Consider the following 17,688-nt stretch of genomic DNA (forward strand, 5'->3'; position numbering starts at 1 on the left):
CCATACCTCAGCACACACCAGACCACCGACATTCCGACCCCGGCAACCGGCCGATCCACACCCCCGCAGGGAGTCGTGACCCAACCGTGACCTGCGCGCGTCAGGACCCATGCGCACGACGATCCTCGCTGGCCGCGCACTCATCTGACGAGATCAGCGCGGTCATTCCACACGACCTTTCGCACGCGACACGCCGCTTGGGTTCACGCGGTCGTCGCAACATCTAGGCCCCAGGAGGGTGCATGGGTGTTGGAGGCAGACCGCGGGTGCGGCGCAGCGTCGAGCGGGCGTTTTGGGACCTCGTGGCGGAATTTCCCTCCCCGTATGCCGCCGGCGAAGCGATGGGCGTGTCAACTCGCGTGGTGTGGCGCTGGCTCGAGGAATCTGGCGGAGTGAAACCAAGACTGGCCCAGCCGACGAGGTCGTTGACCTACGAGGAGCGCTGTCGCATCGAGGCGTTGCACGCCGCGAAGGTCCGACCTGCAGAGATCGCCAGGCGGCTGGGTCGACACCGCTCGACGATCACCCGGGAGTTGACCCGCAATGCCACCGCTCGGGGGGCAAAGGGCAACTACGGTGCGGTCAACGCACAGAGCAAGGCTGATCAGCGGGCTTGTCGCCCGAAAGTCGCGAAGCTGGCCACGAACCAGCGACTCCAGCACGAGGTGCAAGATCGACTTCGCAAGGACCACAGCCCTGAGCAGATCGCGCGACGGCTCAGGCAGGACTTCCCTGACGATGCGGAGATGCGGGTGTCGCACGAGACGATCTACCAGTCGTTGTACGTGCAGTCCCGAGGCGGGCTGAAGCGGGAACTGACACGCCACCTGCGCACCGGGCGCACGCTGCGTAAGCCCCATCGCCAACCCGATCAACGTCGCCAGCGGTTCGCCGGGATGGTGATGATCAGCGAACGACCCGCAGACGTCGAGGACCGGGCAGTGCCGGGCCATTGGGAGGGCGATCTGATCCTTGGCTCGACCGAGTCCGGATCCGCGGTCGGGACGCTGGTCGAGCGCACCACCAGGTTCGTGATGCTGCTGCACCTACCCGGTGGTCACACGGCCGAGATCGTCCAAGAAGCGATGGTGGCCAAGATGGCCACGCTGCCCGAGCAGTTGCGTCGATCTCTGACCTGGGACCAGGGCTCAGAGATGGCCAACCACATCCAGATCGCCGAAGCGACCGGACTCTCCATCTACTTCTGCGACCCCCACTCCCCTTGGCAGCGCGGGAGCAACGAGAACACCAACGGTCTGCTGCGTCAGTACCTGCCCAAGGGCACAGACCTCTCCTTCTACGGGCCTGGGATGCTCGACCAAGTGGCAGCCCAGCTCAACGCACGCCCCCGCAAGACACTGAAGTGGCGCACTCCCGCGGAAGAACTCGAAGCACTACTGTCCGGACCGTCAGATCCACCTGTTGCGACGACCGGCTGAATTCGCCCCGATGAGAGCGTGCGAAAGGTCGGTCGCTGGCGGCGGGGACGGCAGTCTTCTGCCGCCTGGCGTGCGCGTCGGCGCGCGCTCATCTGCCGCGCCGCCTTCCACAGTCGTGCCCCTCAGCGGGCGCTCTGGCGCCCGCTGAGGGGCACGACCCCGACGGATGCGGTGGATCAGTACGACTTCGGCAGTCCCAGGGAGTGCATCGAGACGAAGTTGAGGATCATCTCGCGGCTCACGGGGGCGATCCGGCCGACGCGGGTGGCGACGAGCAGGCCGGCGACGCCGTACTCCTGCGAGGCCCCGAAGCCGCCGTGGGTCTGCACCGCGCGGTCGGCGGCGTCGCAGGCGGCCTCGGCCGAGGCGTACTTGGCCATGTTGGCGGCCTCGCCGGCGGCGAACTCGTCGCCCTCGTCGTAGAGCGCGGCGGCCTTCTGCGTCATCAGCCGGGCCATCTCGATCTCGATGTGGCTCTGCGCCAGCGGGTGCGCGATGGCCTGGTGGCCACCGATCGGGCCCTGGAAGACCTCGCGCTCCTTGGCGTAGGCGACGGCCCGGTCGAGGGCGAAGCGAGCGATGCCGGTGTTGAACGACGACGCCATGATCCGCTCGGGGTTGAGCCCGGCGAAGAGCTGCGCCAAGCCGCCGTTCTCGTCACCGACCAGCGCGTCCGCGGGGAGCCGCACGTCGTCGATGAAGACCTGGAACTGCTTCTCCGGGCTCACGATCTCCATGGGGATCGCGTTGAACTCGAAGCCCGGTGCGTCGGTCGGGACCACGAACAGGACCGGCTTCACCTTGCCCGTCTTCGCGTCCTCGGCACGCGCCACCACCAGCACGTTGCTGGCCTCGTCGACGCCGGAGATCCAGATCTTGCGGCCCTTGAGCACCCACCCGTCACCGTCGCGGCGGGCGGTGGTGGTGATGTTGTGGGTGTTGGTGCCGGCGTCGGGCTCGGTGATGGCGAACGCCATCGTCCCGGTGCCGTCGCAGATGCCCGGCAGCCACTTCTGCTTCTGCTCCTCGGAGCCGTACTTCGCGATCACCGTGCCGCAGATCGCCGGCGAGACGACCATCAGCAGCATCGGGCAGCCCTGCGCCGCGAGCTCCTCGCAGACCGCGGCGATGTCACCGATCCCGCCGCCGCCACCGCCGTACTCCTCGGGCACGTTGATGCCGAGGTAGCCCGCGCGCCCGAGCTCGAGCCACAGCTCGGTGGTCTTCTCCCCCGACCGCGCCTTGCCCGCGAAGTAGTCGCGGCCGTACTTCGAGGCCAGCTTGGCGACCTGCTTGCGCAGCTCCTGGCGCTCCTCGGTCTCGCTGAACGTGCTCATCCCTGCTCCTCCACCACTGCCATGACCTCGCCCGCCGCGACCTGCGTGCCGGGCGCTACCTCAAGTCGGCTGACGACGCCGTCGGTCGGCGCGCTCACCGTGTGCTGCATCTTCATCGCCTCCAGCACCAGCACCGGGTCGCCGGCGGCGACCTGCTGGCCCTGCTCCACGAGCACCTTCACCACGCTGCCCGGCATCGGCGCGAGCAGCGAGCCGCTCGCGACCTGCTCGGACGGGTCGAGGAAGCGGGGCACCCGCACCAGCCGGCGGTAGCCGGACGGCGCGTCGACGTCGACGGTCTCGCGCCCCGGCAGGCCGGTCACGCGGCAGGCGTACGTCGTCGCCAGGCCGTCCCGCTCGAGCACGACCTCCACACCGTCGCTCGAGCCTGTCGAGACCCGCAGGACGCGCACGCCCTCGGCGGTGTAGCCGTCCCGGCCGCCCCACCACTCCACCGCGAGCACGTCGTCGGTCGAGCCCGTCACGGCCTCGAACTCCGTGCGCTGCGGCTGGCTCGGCACGTTGCGGAACGCCACCGGGATGCGGTGCTGCACCGTGCGCGCGAGCCGCTGGGTCTCGGCCACCGCGATGGCGGCCGCGAGTGGAGCGTCGGTGGTCTCGACGCCCGTTCGCTGGCGCTCACTGCTCGACCACCCCGACAGGAAGGCCGTGCTCACGCGGCCCGCGACGAAGTCGGGGTCGGTGAGGATCGCGACGAGCTGGTCGCGGTTGGTGACCAGGCCGTGGATGCGGGTACGCCGCAGCACCCCCGCCAGCTGGCGGCAGGCCTGCTCGCGTGTCGGCGCGTGCACCATCACCTTGGCCAGCATCGCGTCGTAGAACGTCGACACCTCGCTGCCGGAGACGAACCCGCGGTCGACGCGGACCCCCGGCTCGTCGGGGACCTCGAACGTCGTCAGGACGCCCGACTGCGGCTGGTAGTCCGCCGCCGGGTCCTCGGCGTAGAGACGGACCTCGATCGCGTGACCGTCGGGAGCGCCGGGGTCTCGACGCCCGGTCGTCGCTGGCGCTCCTCCCTGCTCGACCGCCGGGAGACCACGGCCCTCGGCGACGGCCAGCTGCATCTCGACCAGGTCCACGCCGTGCACCAGCTCGGTGACCGGGTGCTCGACCTGGAGCCGGGTGTTCATCTCCAGGAAGAAGAACCGGTCGGCGTCCTCGTCGTAGAGGAACTCCACCGTGCCGGCGCCGCGGTAGTCGATCGCCGCAGCAGCTGCGTGGGCGGCCTCGTGCAGCGCCTCGCGGGTGGCCTGCGGCAGCGCCGGGGCGGGCGCCTCCTCGACGACCTTCTGGTGGCGGCGCTGGATCGAGCAGTCGCGCTCCCCCAGCACCAGCACGTCGCCAGCACCGTCGCCGACGACCTGGACCTCGACGTGCCGGCCGCGCTCGACGTACGGCTCGACGAAGACGGTGCCGTCGCCGAACGCCGACGCCGCCTCCTCGCGCGCCTTCCCGATCTCGCCCTCGAGGTCGGCCAGCGCGCGGACGATGCGCATACCGCGACCGCCGCCGCCCGCCGACGCCTTCACCAGCAGCGGCAGGTCGGCCTCGGTCGGTGACTCCGGCGCCTCCAGGATGGGTACGCCGGCGGCCTTCATCAGCGCCTTGGCGCCGATCTTCGAGCCCATCGACGTGATCGACGACGGGTCGGGGCCGACCCACGTCAGGCCGGCGTCGACGACGGCCTGCGCGAAGTCGGCGTTCTCGGAGAGGAAGCCGTAGCCGGGGTGGATCGCGTCGGCTCCCGCCTTCTTCGCGGCCTCGATGACCAGGTCGGCGCGCAGGTAGGTCTCGCCCGGCGTGTTGCCGGGCAGGCGTACGGCGGTGTCGGCCTCGGCCACGTAGGGCAGGCCCGCGTCGGCGTCGGAGTGGATCGCGACGGTCTCGATGCCCAGCCGGCGGCAGGTGCGGAAGACGCGGCTGGCGATCTCGGCGCGGTTGGCGACCAGCAGTCTGTTGATCATGGCCTGAAGACTCCGAATCGGTCGGTGCCGACGATCGGCAAGTTGTCGATGACGGACAGGCAGATGCCGAGGATCGAGCGGGTGTCGCGCGGGTCGATGACGCCGTCGTCGTACAACATCCCCGAGAGGAAGTGCGGCAGCGACTGCTCCTCGACCTGGGCCTCCACCATCGCCTTGATGCCGGCGAAGCCCTCGGCGTCGAACACCTCGCCCTTGGACTCCGCGGACTGCTTCGCGACGATCTCGAGCACGCCGGCGAGCTGCGCCGGCCCCATGACCGCGGACTTGGCCGAGGGCCAGGTGAACAGGAACCGCGGGTCGTAGGCGCGGCCGTTCATGCCGTAGTTGCCGGCGCCGTAGGAGGCGCCCATGATCACCGTCAGGTGCGGCACGGTGGAGTTGGAGATCGCGTTGATCATCATCGCGCCGTGCTTGATGATGCCGCCCTGCTCGTACTCCTTGCCGACCATGTAGCCGGTCGTGTTGTGCAGGAACAGCAGCGGGGTGTCGGACTGGTTGGCCAGCTGCACGAACTGCGTGGCCTTCTGGGCCTCCTCGCTGAACAGCACGCCCTGGGCGTTGGCCAGGATGCCGACGGGCTGGCCGTGGATGCGCGCCCAGCCGGTGACCAGCGAGGTGCCGTAGAGCGGCTTGAACTCGTCGAACGCGACGCCGTTGCGGGCGCTCATGCCGTCCACGACCCGCGCGATGACCTCGCGGGGGTCGAAGGGCTCCTTGAGGTCGGAGGGGATCAGGTCGAGCAGGCCCTCCGGGTCGGCGTCGGGCTCGGCGTACGGCGCGTGGTCTCGGTCCGACTTCTCCCGGTTGAGGCGGGCGATGATCCGCCGGCCGATCCGGATGGCGTCGCGCTCGTCCTCGGCGAGGTAGTCGGCCAGGCCGGAGACCCGGGCGTGCATCTCGGCGCCGCCGAGGCTCTCGTCGTCGGACTCCTCACCGGTGGCCATCTTGACCAGCGGCGGGCCGCCGAGGAAGACCTTGGCCTGCTCCTTCACCATCACGGTGTAGTCGCTCATGCCGGGCACGTAGGCACCGCCGGCGGTGGAGTTGCCGAAGACCAGCGCGACCGTCGGCTCCTTGCGGGCGCTGGCGCGGGTCAGGTCGCGGAACAGCTTGCCGCCGGGGATGAAGATCTCCTTCTGCGTCGGCAGGTCCGCGCCGCCGGACTCCACCAGCGAGACCGTGGGGAGCCCGTTCTCCTGGGCGATCTGGGCGGCCCGGAAGATCTTCTTCACCGTCCAGGGGTTGGAGGCGCCGCCCTTCACCGACGGGTCGTTGGCGCTGATCATCACCTCGACGCCCTCGACGACGCCGATGCCGGTGACGACGCTGGCGCCCACGGGGAAGTCCGAGCCCCACGCGGCGAGCGGCGACAGCTCGAGGAAGGCCGAGCCCTCGTCGATGAGCAGCTCGATGCGCTCGCGGGGCAGCAGCTTGCCGCGGGCGTGGTGGCGGGCCACGGACTTCTCGCCGCCGCCGGCGATCGCCTTGGCCTGCTCGGCGTGCAGCGCGGCGATCTTCTCCAGCATCGCCTCGCGGTGGGTGGGCGGAGCGGCCTCCTCGACCGCCGCCTCGGTGGCGGTGTCGCTCACTTCTCCAGCACCGCCTTCATCTTCTCCAGCGTGGTGCGCATGCCCTTCTCGTTGGTCCTGCCGCGCGCCCAGCCGAGCACCAGCCAGTAGATCCGCATCGGCAGCGCGGCCTCGAGCCGGAAGTACTCGGTGACCTTCGAGCCGCCGGAGCCGTCGGGCTCGATCCGGTAGCCCCAGTTGTTGAGCTGCACCGAGTCGGTGCCGACGGAGAACTCGAAGACCGCCGGACCGTCGCCTCCCGGCGGGTCACAGACGGTGACCTTGCACGGCGACCAGTACGTCGGCCCCACGCCGTTGCGCTTCACGTGCCCGGCGAAGTGGGCGCCGACCTCGGGGCCGGCCGACCCGCGGGTCCACTTGCCCTCGAAGGTCTCCGGGGAGAACTCCCCGATCCGGGTCACGTCGGTGACCAGGTCCCACACCTGCTCGGGCGGGGCGGCGATGGTCACGGTGACCGATCCGGTGGGCTGTCCGATGCTCATCGGTTCTCCTTCTGGGGGCTGGGGATCTGGTGGTGGTGCTCGTGGTGGTGGTCTCGACGCCCGCTCGTCGCCGGCGCTCCTCCCTGCTCGACCACCGGGGACGGCTAGCGGGCGGGGGTGTAGCCGAGCAGCTTGGCCGCGAGGTCGGTGAGGACCTCGGTGGCGCCGCCGCCGATGGGCAGCAGCCGGGCGTCGCGGTAGTGCCGCTCCACCTCGGTGCCGTGCATGTAGCCGGTGCCGCCGTGCAGCTGCACGGCCTTGTCGCACACGAACGTCGCGGTGTTGCAGGCGGTCTCCTTGGCCAGGCAGGCCTCGGCGATCACGTTCTCGCCTGCCACGTGGCGCCGGGAGACCTCGCGGGTGTACGTGCGCGCCACCTCGACCTGGCGGCGCATCTCGACCAGCGCGTGCCGCACCACCTGGTTGGCCACGAGCGGCTTGCCGAAGGTGTCCCGCTCCTGGCAGTACGCCGCGGTCAGGTCGAGCGCCCGCGCGGCGATGCCGTAGCCGTGCACGGCCAGCGCGATCCGCTCGACGACGAACTGCTCGGCGATCTGGTAGAAACCGGCGTTCTCCACCCCGACGAGGTTCTCGACCGGCACCCGCACGTCGACGTACGACAACTGGGCGGTGTCGGAGCAGTGCCAGCCCATCTTGGTCAGCGCCCGGTCGACGGTGAACCCGGGCGTGCCCCTCTCGACGACCAGCAGGCTCACGCCCGCGTGCCCCGGCCCGCCGGTGCGGACCGCGGTGGTCACGAAGTCGGCGCGGGTGCCGGAGGTGATGAAGGTCTTGGCGCCGTTCACGACGTAGTGGTCACCGTCGCGTACGGCGGTGGTGCGGATGCCCGCGACGTCGGACCCGCCGCCGGGCTCGGTGATCGCCAACGAGCCGATCATCTCGCCGGCCAGGGTCGGGCGGACGAAGCGGTCCACGAGACTCGCTCCGCCCTCGTGGCCCTCGCCGCGCCCGGCGGCGGCGACCATGTGCGGCAGCGCGATCCCGGAGGTGAAGAGCCCGGCCAGCAGGCCGCTGGAGCCACCCTCGGAGAGGATCCCCTCCTGGCAGTCGACGGTGTCGAGCAGGTCGCCGCCCGAGCCGCCGACGGACTCGGGGAACCCGAGGCCGATCAGGCCCTGCTTGGCCGCGGCGGCGTGCAGCTCGCGCGGCAGCGTGCCGGCGTCCTCCCACTCCTGCAGGTGCGGCGCGACCTCGCGGCGGGCGAATTCCGCGCCCAACGCGAAGACGTCGCTGTCGTTGGTGATCGTGGTGGTCACAGCAGCTCCTCCTGGACGTGCACGGAGCGCGAGCGGATCCACTCGCCCAGTCCCTTGGCCTGCGGGTCGAAGCGGGTGGACGCGGCCACCCCGTCGCCGAGCAGACCCTTGATGACGACGTTGACGGCGCCGAGGTTGGGCAGGCAGTGCACCTCGATGGCGTCGTCGGGCAGGCCGGCCGCCTCGGGCACCAGCTCCCGGACCTTGCGCGGGCTCATCAGCTTGGCCAGCCAGGTCACGCGGGCGTCGTACTTCTCCGAGCCGTCGTGGGCGACCCAGAGACCGATGTTGGCGTCACCACCCTTGTCGCCGGAGCGCGCGTGCACGAAGGTGCCCAGCGGCAGCCGGCGGTTGAGGGTGTCGGCCGGCGCCGGGTAGGGGCTGGGCCGCAGACCGAGGGTGTGGTCGGCCTCGGCGGTGTCCTGCGGGTCCGGCACGACCTCGCGGGTCCCGTCGGGGAGCACCACGACGTGCTCGACGTCGGCCCGCTCGACGTACGCCGGGCGGTAGACCCCGAAGGGCGTGGGCTGGCTCGGCGGGGTGGTCATCGTGAACCCGGGGTAGGAGCCCAGCGCGATCTCGACCAGGGGGCCGGTGAAGCCCTTGCCACAGGGGCCGGGCTCGGGGTCCTTGACCGTGCAGCGCAGCAGCGTGGAGGCGGCCTCCTCGGTGTCGGCGTCGGTCTCCGGCAGCGTCACGCGGCTCCACTCGACCTCGGTCGCGGTGAGCCGAGGCGAGACCTGCTCGCGGACCCAGTCGGCCTTGGCCTCGACGTCGAGGCCGGTGAGCACCAGCTCCATCGAGTTGCGCCAGCCGCCCAGCTCGTTGACGCAGACCTTGAGCCGCGAGGGCGGGGCCTCGCCGACGACGCCGGAGACGCCGACCCGGTCGGGGCCGAGCTGCTCGAGCCGCACGGTGTCCAGGTGGGTCGTGACGTCGGGGTTGAGGTAGCGGGTGGACTGGATCTCGTAGACCAGCTGCGCGGTGACGGTGTCGACGGTGACCGCCCCGCCGGTGCCGGCCTGCTTGGTGATGACGCTGGAGCCGTCGGCGTGCAGCTCGGCGACCGGGAAGCCGAGCGGCTGGCGCGGGTCCATGCCGGCCTGCATCAGCTGGCGGAAGCCGGAGAAGTTGCCGCCGGTGGCCTGGGTGCCGCACTCGATGACGTGCCCGGCGACGACCGCACCGGCGAGGGCGTCGTGGTCGGCCGGGGTCCACCCGAAGTGCGAGGCGCCGGCGCCGACGACCAGCGCGGCGTCGGTGACGCGGCCCGTGACCACGACCTGGGCTCCCGCGTCGAGCGCGCGGGCGATGCCGAAGCCGCCGAGGTAGGCGTTGGCCGTCAGTGCACCGTCGAGGCCGAGCTCCGCGGCCCGCGGACGCAGGTCGTCGCCTTCGACGTGGGCGACGGCCACGTCGAGCCCGAGGCCGCTCGCGACCTCGCGCACCTTCGCCGCGAGCCCGGCGGGGTTGAGCCCGCCGGCGTTGGTGGCGATCCGGATCCCCTTCTCCAACGCCAGGCCGAGGCAGTCCTCGAGCTGGCGCAGGTGGGTCCGCGCGTACCCCAGCGAGGGGTCCTTCATCGTGTCCTTGCCGAGGATCAGCATGGTGAGCTCGGCGAGGTAGTCGCCGGTGATCACGTCGACCGGGCGGCCGTCCTCCAGCGCGCCCTCGACCAGCTCGCGCATCGCCGAGAGCCGGTCGCCGTAGAAGCCGGAGCAGTTGCCGACCAGGAGGTCGCGAGTGGGGGCGCTCATCGCTTGTCCCGCCCGCCACCCGCGGGGCCGGCGAAGGCCTGGGCGATCGTGAGCCAGTGCTCGGCGTCGTCGCCGACGGCCACCAGGTCGGTGTCGTCGCGGTGGACGCGCTGGGTGACCAGGCAGCAGAAGTCGTACGCCGACCCGCTGACCCGCTGCTCGGCGTCCTCGGGGCCCCACGTCCAGGTCTCGCCCGAGGGCGCGGTCAGCTCGATGCGGAACGGCTCGGCCGGCGGCTCCTGCTGGTGCACGGAGTAGGCGAAGTCGCGGGTGCGGACGCCGAGGTGCGCGACGTGCCTGATGCGGTCGGTGGGCAGTGGGCGACCGCCCTCCGCGGCCGGGTTGGCGACCGCGTCGTACACGTCGAGCGCGTGCGCCCACGTCTCCATGTAGCGGGCGGTGGCCATCGAGGCCGGCGACATCGGCGGGCCGAACCACGGCATCTTCGCCCCGTCGGGGACCGCCCGCAGCGCCTCGCCGAGCGCCGTGCGGCCGGCGTCCCAGCGGCTGACGAGCTCCTCGACGGGGAGCGCGGCCAGCTCCTCGGCGCCGGCGTCGACGAAGCCGTCGACGTCGGCGAGGGCGGCGGTCACCACGGCGTCCCAGTCGGCCTTGCCCGTGGGCCAGCGCTCGGGGTCGGTGGTGCGGGCGGCGAGCACGGCCTGCTCGTCGGTCCAGGCCAGGTGGGCGACCTGGTGCGCGACGCTCCAGCCGGGCGCCGGCGTGGCGGTGGCCCAGTCGTCGGGCTCCAGCCCGGTCACCACCGCACGCAGGGCGTCGCCCTCGGCGGTGAGGTCCGCGAGCAGGTCGTCGAGCAGGGATCGGCTGGTCATGCGCGGGTCCTCCCGGTCAGCGTGGCGTCGAGCACCAGGGCCCAGCGGTCGAGGATCGCCTCGCGCCGGCGCCGGTCGTCGGTGATGGTGTTGGCGAGGCCGAGGCCGCGCACGAGGTCGAGCGTCGCCTGCACCAGCTCGCGGGCGCCAGGGGCGGTCTCGTCGACGCCGAGCAGCTCGACGCTCAGCCGGTGCACCTCGCGCCCGACCTTCTGCTCCAGAGGGCCGACGGCGGCCATCAGGTCGGGGTCGGTGCGCGCGGCGACCCACAGCTCGAGCGCGGCGGTGAAGACCGGTGAGGTGAAGTGGTCGCCGAGCAGGTCGAGGACCGCGCGGGTGCTGCGCGGCGCCGGCAGTCGAGCCGCCGCAGCGGCGAGCTCGGCGCCCCGCACCTGGGTGAGGTGCTCCACGGCGGCGACGACCAGGTCGTTCTTGGTCGGGAAGTGGTGCAGCTGCGCGCCGCGGCTCACCCCGGCCCGCTCGCTGACCAGGGTGGTGGAGGTGCCGGAGAACCCGCGCTCGACCAGCAGCTCGACGGTCGCCTCGAGCAGCCGGGCCCGCATCGCACGGGTCCGCTCCTCCTGGGGCACCCGGCCCTGCTCCCGGGTCGCGCCCTGGCTCGTCGTCACCCGCGCAGCCCACCACGACAAGTAACAAACAGTCAACCCTGCTTTTTTCTTATCGAGACGCCCAACCGGCGTATTGATACGCCGGCTCGGCGGTGACGGCGGGTCGAACCGGCGTATTGATACGCCGGCTCGGCGTGGGGTGAGGGTCGAGACAGGCGCGGGGCAGGCCCGGCTCAGTCCAGCCGGGCGGTGAGCGGCAGGCGCGAGCGAGCGGTGGCCCCCACGAGCGTCGCGGTGAGCAGCGGCAGGCCGACGACGACGCCGAGGACCAGCAGCCACGGGACGTCGAGGTAGTGCGACGGACCGATCGGCCCCGCGCCGTAGTCGTAGGGACCGGTCAGCGGGTAGGTGATCGCGATCCCCGGCACCGCCCCGACGAGCGCGCCGAGCACCGCGCCCACGAAGCCCACCACCAACGCGTACGACGCCGCGACCGCGCGCCGGGTGCGCGGGGTCGCCCCCACGGCCGACAGCGTCGCCAGGTCGGGCCGGGCGTCGGAGAGCGCGAGGAACGTCGCAGTCAGGGTGCCGCCGATCATCAGCACCGCCCCGAGGCCGCCGAGCACCAGCTGGGCGATCATCGTCTCGTCGTCGGTCTGGTAGCCGCGTTCGACGTAGAAGCTGGAGGCCTGCGACTCCCCCGAGACGGCCTCGTCGATGCTGCGCGCGTCGGCCCCGGACAGCGGGCCGGGCAGGTAGAGCCCCACGTCCGCGACCTCGGCCCCGAGCTCCTCGGCGACGGCCGTCGACATCACGCCCTGCGCCGAGGGGTAGGTCTGGTCGGTCACCACGAAGACCGCCGGCGCGGTCACCCGGGTCGTACGCCGCTCGCCGCCCGCTCGCACCCGCTGTCGCACCAGGGTCTGCTCCGCCTCGACGGCGCGGTCGGCGAAGACCACGACCCCACCCGCGGCGAGGATCGCGTCCGCGTCCTCGCGCTGCTGCCGGTCGAGCCCCGTCACCGCGTCCGGCATCGAGTCCGCCACCAGCGTGGAGGAGCCGAACGTGCTGTTCCAGCCGCCCAGCACGCGCTCGCCGTCGGGTCCGGTGAAGGTGATCTCGCTCCAGCCGCGCCCGCTGTCGGGGATGCCCCGGACCGGCTCGACGACGACGTCGGGCGCGACCTCGCGCACCCGCACCGCCATCGCGTCCAGGTCGGGACGCCGGCGGTAGTCGGTGATGCTCCCGGCGTCCTCGGGCAGCGTGGCGGTGTACCCCTCGCGATTCTGCGCCTCGTCGCTGGTGACGGCGATCCCGAGCGCGACCACGCCGGCGACCGTGGCGGCCACCGCCGCGACGGCCGGCACCGTGCGCGTCCGGTGACGGGCGGCGTCGCGGGCCGCGAAGCGCAGCGGCAGCGGGAGGCGCCGCGACAGCCGAGCGATCGCCGCGACCACCACGGGCACGAGCAGGATCATCGCGAGCACGCACACGATGGCCGAGACCGCGATCGGGACCTCGCCGCCCCCCGACGTGCCCTGCGACCCGCCGTACGTCGCTCCCGCGACGCCGGCCGCCATCAGCACCAGGCCGAGCAGCGGGCTGCGTCGGGAGGGCTTCGGGTCCCCGCGGCGACCACCGAGCACCGCCACGACGTCCTGGCGGGAGGCCAGCCAGGCGGGCACGGCGGCCGCCAGCACCGCGCTCACCAGGCCGAAGGCGGCCACCGCAGCGAGGTGGGTCGGCACCACGTCGTAGGGGCCGAAGCGTTGCCCGGAGAAGTGCTGCGCCGCCGGCATGAGCGCCACGGCCAGCACCAGGCCGACCACGACGCCCAGCGCCGCGGCCACGAGCCCGAGGACGACGCCGGAGGCGAGCACCACCCGTCGCGCCTGGGCGGGGGTGCCGCCGGCCGCGGCGACGAGGGCGAGGGTGCGGGCCTGGCGGCGCGCGCCCACCGCGAAGGCGGGGCCGGCCAGCAGCACGACCTCGATCAGCACCATCACCACGATGAGGAGCAGGATCGTCAGCGCCGGCCCCGAGAGCAGGCTCTGACCCCACTGCACCTCGACGGGGAGCTCACTGTCGGGGGGCGGGTCGGCCAGGACCGCGCGCGAGACGACGGAGGCGCCGACCCGGTTGAGGGCGAGCACCTGCTCCCAGGTGACCGGGTCGCCCCCGACCAACCACTGCCTCGGCTCGCCGAGCCCGAAGGTGCCGGGCAGGGCGAACGCGCGGGCGTAGCTGGTGTACGTCCCGCTCTCGGCGGTCCCCACGACCTGCAGCTCGGTGCCGTCGCGCAGGGTCAGGACCTCTCCCGGCCCACGCTCGAGCAGGTCGGCGTTGACGAGCACCTCGTCGGTGCTGGTCGGCCAGCGGCCGCTGGTCAGCTCCACCAGCCCCGCGGCGAGCGGGCCGGTCAGGTCGGTCTCGAGCACCTGCGCGTCGCCCACGCCGATCTCGGTCTCGTACGACACCGACCCCTGGGCCAGGGTCGTCGCCGGCCGGCCCCCGAGGACCCCCTCCACCTCCCCGAGGGTCAGCGCGTCCGTCTCCGCGCGGCGACCCGACCTGCTCTCGACGGCCATCCCGTCGTCGGGGTCGGGCATCTGGTAGACCGTCGAGCCGCCCCCGTAGCCGGCGTCGACGAGGGCCTGCGCACCTCCCAGGCGGCGCTCGACGACCTCCACGCCGGAGATGTCGGCGGTCGCGTAGACCGTGTCGGCGATCGAGACCGCCGCCACGGGCAGGGTGATCATCACCAGCGTCAGGAGGCTGCGCCCCCTGGAGCGCAGGGCGTCGCGCCGGGCCAGGCGCAGGGCGAGCGCCCACCCTCCCCGACGGCCCGAGGGTCGAGGGCTCATGCGTGCCCGGCCTCGAGCAGGTCGTCGACCGGCGCGCTGCCGGACTCGTCGACCACCACGCGGTCGCGCAGGAACACCACGCGGTCGGCCCAGGCGGCGTGCCGCGCCTCGTGGGTGACCAGCACCCCGGCTGCACCCGCGTCGCAGCGCGCCCGGAGCAGACGCAGGATCTCCTCGCCGGTCTCGGTGTCCAGCGCCCCGGTCGGCTCGTCGGCGAGCACCAGCCGCCGCTCGCCGACGATGGCGCGGGCGATCGCCACGCGCTGCTGCTGGCCGCCCGACATGTCGTCGGGGAACCGGTCGGCGAGGTCGGCGATGCCGACCTCCTCCAGGGCCGCGAGCGCGTCGCGGCGCGCCTTCCCCGAGCGCACGCCATCGAGCTCGCGCGGGAGAGCGACGTTCTCCGCGGCGGTCAGCGCGGGCACGAGGTTGAAGCCCTGGAAGACGTAGCCCACCGAGGTGCGCCGCATCCGGGCACGATCGGCCTGGCCCAGCCCCACGAGGTCGGTGCCCTCGACCTCGACCGAGCCGGACGTGGGCTGGTCGAGCCCCCCGGCGATGGTGAGCAGGGTCGACTTGCCGGAGCCGGAGGGACCCATCACGGCGACCAGCTCACCGGCGTACGCCGTGAAGGAGACGCCGCGCAGGGCGTGGACGGCCGCCTCGCCGTCGCCGTGGACGCGGTGGACGTCGCTGAGACGCAGGACGGCGGCGTTCATCGACCGTCCCCCTCACCGGACGCGGACCGGGTGGTGCGGGCGACCCGGCGCTCGAGGGCACGGCGGCGCAGCCGCTCGGCGCTCGCGCGCAGCCAGCGGTCCTCGGTGCGGGTGAGGTCGCGGGCGGCCGTCGTGGGCAGCGCGCGGGGGGTCATCGGACCTCCTCGCGGGCGGCACGGCGCAGCCGGGCCTCGCAGTGGTCGAGCCAGCGGATCTCGGCCTCGGCGGCGAAGACCAGGGAGTCGAGCACCAGGCCCCAGGCGAGGTCGGCGCGCTCCTGCTCGCCGCCGGCCCGCCGCTTGAGCCGGGTGTAGTCCTGCAGCGCCTGCATCGAGGCGCTGCGCTGACGCTGGATCAACGTGCCGACGTCGACGCCGGGCACGGTGACGGCCAGCGCCAGCTTGATCGCGAGCTCGTCGCGGGCCGGCTGGGTGCGGGTGACCGGCGTGGTGAACCACGTGGCGACCTCGTCGCGGCCGGCGTCGGTCAGCCGGTACCGGACCTGGGTCTGGGTGTCCCCCTCCTGCCCCGAGGCCCCGTCGTGGCCGGCGGGCTCGACGAGCCCGTCGCGCTCGAGCCGGGTCAGCGTCGTGTAGACCTGCCCGACGTTGAGCGGCCAGGTGCCGCCGGTGCGGGTCTCGAACTCCTGGCGCAGCTGGTAGCCGTACATCGGCTCCTGCTCCAGCAGTGAGAGCAGCGCGTGCTTGACCGACATCGGCCCACCTCCCGAGCGTGGGGAGGCAGGATGCCTACCCGGTATGCAGCACCGTACGCCGCTGCATACTCGGTATGCAAGCGCCCGGGCCGCCGCGGTTCCACGCCCCGTGCGCGAGGATGGGCCCATGACGACCCTGATCACCGGCGCCAGCTCCGGGCTCGGCGCGGAGATGGCCCGCCAGCTCGCCGCCCACGGGGAGGACCTCGCGCTCTGCGCGCGGCGTACCGACCGCCTCGAGGAGCTGCGGGCCGAGATCCTCGCCGCCCACCCCGCGCGGCGGGTCGCGATCGCGGCACTCGACGTGACCGACCACGAGGCGGTGACCTCCGTGACGCAGGCGCTGCGCGCGGAGCTCGGTGGCCTCGACCGCTACGTCGTCAACGCCGGCCTCGGCAAGGGCGCGGCGATCGGCACCGGCCGCGCCGACGCCAACCGCGAGACCGCGGTGACCAACTTCCTGGGGGCGCTCGCGCAGTGCGAGGCGGCCATGGAGGTGTTCCGCGACCAGGGCCACGGTCACCTGGTGATGGTCTCGTCGATGTCGGCGATGCGCGGCATGCCGAAGTCGATGACGACCTACGCCGCCACCAAGGCCGGCGTCGCCCACCTCGCCGAGGGCATCCGCACCGAGCTGCACGGCACCCCGCTGGCCAAGAAGATCAAGGTCACCGTGCTCTACCCCGGCTACATCGCCTCGGAGATGAACGAGAAGGTCCAGCAGTCCACCCCGCTGATGGCCTCCACCGAGAAGGGCGTCAAGGCGATGGTCGCCGCCATCGAGAAGCAGGTCGACTCCGCCTGCGTCCCCGCCCTGCCGTGGGCCCCCATGTCGGTCGTGATGAAGCACGCCCCGCTGCCGGTGCTGAAGAAGCTGATCTGAGGGGTCGGTCGCGCGGAGCGGAAGGTTCGACTGATGTCAGTCAGACCTTGCACGTCGCGGTCGAACCTTCGACCGCGAACCATCAGGTTCGACTGACATCAGTCGAACCCTCCGCCGGTCGATCCGCATCCTGGGCCACCGATTCCGGCTGCGCTCCCGGCGGCACCGCCACCCGCAGCTCGAGCCCGGCGAGCGCGTGGGAGAGCCCCCGGTGCTCCCGGGTCCAGAAGGTCGCGACCACGGTCAGCACGAGGTACGCCGCCAGCAGCTGCCCCCGGTAGGGGATCGGCGCCAGCACCAGCCAGAAGACCGGGCCGATGCCGAGGGCCAGCTTGAGCAGCCGGCCCGGACCCGTCCACCACCGGCGCGGTGACTCCGTGCGTACGGACACGACGATCTCGCCGACCGTGCGCCCGAGACCGAGCACGCACAGCGCCTCCACGGCGAAGGGCACCGACCACTGCAGCAGCCACTGCTCGGCCCGGTGCGGGCCGGTGTCGAGCACGTAGAACATCAGCCCCCGCCAGGCGACGGCGACCGCCCCGCCGAGCATCAGCACGAACAGCGCGTCGCTGAGCATCCCGGCCATCCGGCGGCCCCACGTGACCCGTGTGGGCAGCGGCGCCGGGGTGTCGGAGCGCCGTCGCAGCACCGGCCACGAGAGCAGGGCGCCCGCCAGCGCACCGAGGGTGTTGACCAGCAGGTCGTCGACGTCGAACTTGCGGTAGGCGCAGTCGTAGAACCCCCACACCCCCGTGCGCTGGGTCATCTCGATCGCGAAGGAGACCGCGAGGCCGGTCAGCGTCGCCACCACCACCCCGCGGCGCAGCACCAGGCGCACGAAGACGCCGAGCGGCACGAACAGCAGCACGTTGAGCAGTACCTGCTGGACCGCCGGGTCGCGCAGGAAGACCCGCACCCCGTCGTCGGGGAAGCCCATCAGCCCGATCGTCCCGAGCAGGTCCGACTGGGGCACCCGGCACCGGAACTCCCCGCGGTCCGGCAGCGGCAGGAGCGTGTAGGTCCACAGCGACAGCCCGTAGACCGCACCGGTGATGAGCGTGGTCAGGTCGCCGGCACCCAGCCGCCCGTCGCGGCGGTACTCGTAGGCCGCCACCGGGATGAACAGCACCACCGCCACCACGCCCCCGAGCGCGACCGCGGTCAGCGCGTTGAGGGCCTGGTCGGACACGGCCGCAACCTACCCGCGCGCACCCA

Annotated in this window: 15 protein-coding genes; 2 read left to right on the plus strand and 13 right to left on the minus strand. The window is 72.6% G+C overall.

Translation table 11 applies throughout. The annotated features are described in order from the left end of the window. Positions 1-242: 242 nt before the first annotated feature. Positions 243-1,439 (plus strand): IS30 family transposase, encoded by a 1,197-nt coding sequence (locus BKA05_RS17255; protein ID WP_246289786.1) that lies wholly within the window; start codon positions 243-245, stop codon positions 1,437-1,439. 176 nt (positions 1,440-1,615) lie between these two features. Here BKA05_RS17255 and BKA05_RS17260 read toward each other — a convergent pair whose 3' ends face one another. The 12 genes from BKA05_RS17260 to BKA05_RS17315 all read right to left on the minus strand — a co-directional run bounded on the left by BKA05_RS17260 (position 1,616) and on the right by BKA05_RS17315 (position 15,587). Continuing rightward, positions 1,616-2,776 (minus strand): acyl-CoA dehydrogenase family protein, encoded by a 1,161-nt coding sequence (locus BKA05_RS17260; protein ID WP_179532529.1) that lies wholly within the window; start codon positions 2,774-2,776, stop codon positions 1,616-1,618. Then, positions 2,773-4,761 (minus strand): acetyl/propionyl/methylcrotonyl-CoA carboxylase subunit alpha, encoded by a 1,989-nt coding sequence (locus BKA05_RS17265; protein ID WP_179532530.1) that lies wholly within the window; start codon positions 4,759-4,761, stop codon positions 2,773-2,775. The genes BKA05_RS17260 and BKA05_RS17265 overlap by 4 nt, the downstream gene beginning before the upstream one ends. Beyond that, positions 4,758-6,308, minus strand: coding sequence for an acyl-CoA carboxylase subunit beta (locus BKA05_RS17270; protein ID WP_179533298.1), 1,551 nt, complete (start codon positions 6,306-6,308; stop codon positions 4,758-4,760). The genes BKA05_RS17265 and BKA05_RS17270 overlap by 4 nt, the downstream gene beginning before the upstream one ends. Before the next feature lie 59 nt (positions 6,309-6,367). Continuing rightward, on the minus strand, positions 6,368-6,853 hold the full coding sequence (locus BKA05_RS17275; protein WP_179532531.1) for an SRPBCC family protein: 486 nt from the start codon (positions 6,851-6,853) through the stop codon (positions 6,368-6,370). A gap of 104 nt (positions 6,854-6,957) precedes the next feature. Then, complete coding sequence (locus BKA05_RS17280; RefSeq protein WP_179532532.1) at positions 6,958-8,130, minus strand: acyl-CoA dehydrogenase family protein; 1,173 nt, start codon at positions 8,128-8,130, stop codon at positions 6,958-6,960. Next, positions 8,127-9,887 (minus strand): acyclic terpene utilization AtuA family protein, encoded by a 1,761-nt coding sequence (locus BKA05_RS17285; protein ID WP_179532533.1) that lies wholly within the window; start codon positions 9,885-9,887, stop codon positions 8,127-8,129. The genes BKA05_RS17280 and BKA05_RS17285 overlap by 4 nt, the downstream gene beginning before the upstream one ends. Next, on the minus strand, positions 9,884-10,720 hold the full coding sequence (locus BKA05_RS17290; protein ID WP_179532534.1) for a TIGR03084 family metal-binding protein: 837 nt from the start codon (positions 10,718-10,720) through the stop codon (positions 9,884-9,886). The genes BKA05_RS17285 and BKA05_RS17290 overlap by 4 nt, the downstream gene beginning before the upstream one ends. After that, a complete protein-coding gene (locus BKA05_RS17295) occupies positions 10,717-11,349 on the minus strand; it encodes a TetR/AcrR family transcriptional regulator (RefSeq protein WP_343045732.1) in 633 nt (210 codons plus the stop codon). Before BKA05_RS17295 ends, BKA05_RS17290 begins: the two co-directional genes overlap by 4 nt. Positions 11,350-11,522: 173 nt before the next feature. Continuing rightward, the gene (locus BKA05_RS17300; RefSeq protein WP_179532535.1) at positions 11,523-14,153 is read right to left on the minus strand and encodes an ABC transporter permease; all 2,631 of its coding nucleotides are present in this window, start codon (positions 14,151-14,153) and stop codon (positions 11,523-11,525) included. Further along, a complete protein-coding gene (locus BKA05_RS17305; RefSeq protein ID WP_179532536.1) occupies positions 14,150-14,872 on the minus strand; it encodes an ABC transporter ATP-binding protein in 723 nt (240 codons plus the stop codon). Before BKA05_RS17305 ends, BKA05_RS17300 begins: the two co-directional genes overlap by 4 nt. Continuing rightward, entirely contained in the window at positions 14,869-15,027 is a 159-nt protein-coding gene (locus BKA05_RS17310; protein WP_179532537.1) for a hypothetical protein, read from the minus strand. The genes BKA05_RS17305 and BKA05_RS17310 overlap by 4 nt, the downstream gene beginning before the upstream one ends. Then, a complete protein-coding gene (locus BKA05_RS17315) occupies positions 15,024-15,587 on the minus strand; it encodes a PadR family transcriptional regulator (protein WP_179532538.1) in 564 nt (187 codons plus the stop codon). The genes BKA05_RS17310 and BKA05_RS17315 overlap by 4 nt, the downstream gene beginning before the upstream one ends. A 127-nt stretch (positions 15,588-15,714) precedes the next feature. Here BKA05_RS17315 and BKA05_RS17320 point away from each other — a divergent pair, with 127 nt between their 5' ends. Next, the gene (locus BKA05_RS17320; protein ID WP_179532539.1) at positions 15,715-16,470 is read left to right on the plus strand and encodes an SDR family oxidoreductase; all 756 of its coding nucleotides are present in this window, start codon (positions 15,715-15,717) and stop codon (positions 16,468-16,470) included. Between the two features lie 82 nt (positions 16,471-16,552). Here BKA05_RS17320 and BKA05_RS17325 read toward each other — a convergent pair whose 3' ends face one another. Further along, positions 16,553-17,662 (minus strand): VanZ family protein, encoded by a 1,110-nt coding sequence (locus tag BKA05_RS17325; RefSeq protein ID WP_179532540.1) that lies wholly within the window; start codon positions 17,660-17,662, stop codon positions 16,553-16,555. Between the last annotated feature and the right edge of the window lie 26 nt (positions 17,663-17,688).

The organism is Nocardioides marinus, assembly GCF_013408145.1.
GTDB lineage: Bacteria > Actinomycetota > Actinomycetes > Propionibacteriales > Nocardioidaceae > Nocardioides > Nocardioides marinus.